Annotated in this window: 1 protein-coding gene; it reads right to left on the bottom strand. The window is 61.5% G+C overall.

Annotated features, from left to right (window positions below; translation table 11 throughout):
• Window positions 1-2 precede the first annotated feature (2 nt).
• Window positions 3-514: hypothetical protein (locus ABD768_RS43050; RefSeq protein WP_344850786.1), on the bottom strand; the 512-nt coding region annotated here is incomplete at its 5' end.

Raw genomic sequence — 514 nt, 5'->3', positions numbered from 1 at the left:
GGCTACTCGGCCGCTTCGAGTTCTCCGCCCCTCACCTCTAGTCTCACGTCCCGGTCATCATCCGTCCAGGTGCCGACAGAATCCGTTGCGCCCCATGTGAACCCACATCGACGGTACAACTCCTCGATGTGGGTGCCGAAGACGTACTGCCGGATCCTATCGGTGGACCACTGCTCTTCGCCGTGGTTGGACAGGACGTAGCTCAACGTGGGTCGCTTCTCGAGGCCGATGACGAACGTCTTCTTGCGTCCGTTCCGCTCCAGGGTGACTTCGACGTCGGTAGTGTCTTCGAACTCGGTAAACCCGAGAACCTCAGAAGCGGAGATCTCGCCGGCAGTGAGTTGGTCGTAGATGGCTCTCGGGAGTGTTCGATTGCCACTTGCGGGCACGAGTGTGTGGGCGAGTTCGCCCCAGGCCGCCTTAACGTCTCCCTGATCGGCCCGGTCAGATCTCGGCTTGCGGCGGAACGCACTGACTCTCGTGAGGTCGGCGTACTTGAGCCAGGCCTCGGACT

Source organism: Kribbella ginsengisoli (assembly GCF_039537185.1).
GTDB lineage: Bacteria > Actinomycetota > Actinomycetes > Propionibacteriales > Kribbellaceae > Kribbella > Kribbella koreensis.
This window is presented reverse-complemented; position numbering and strand designations above follow the sequence as displayed.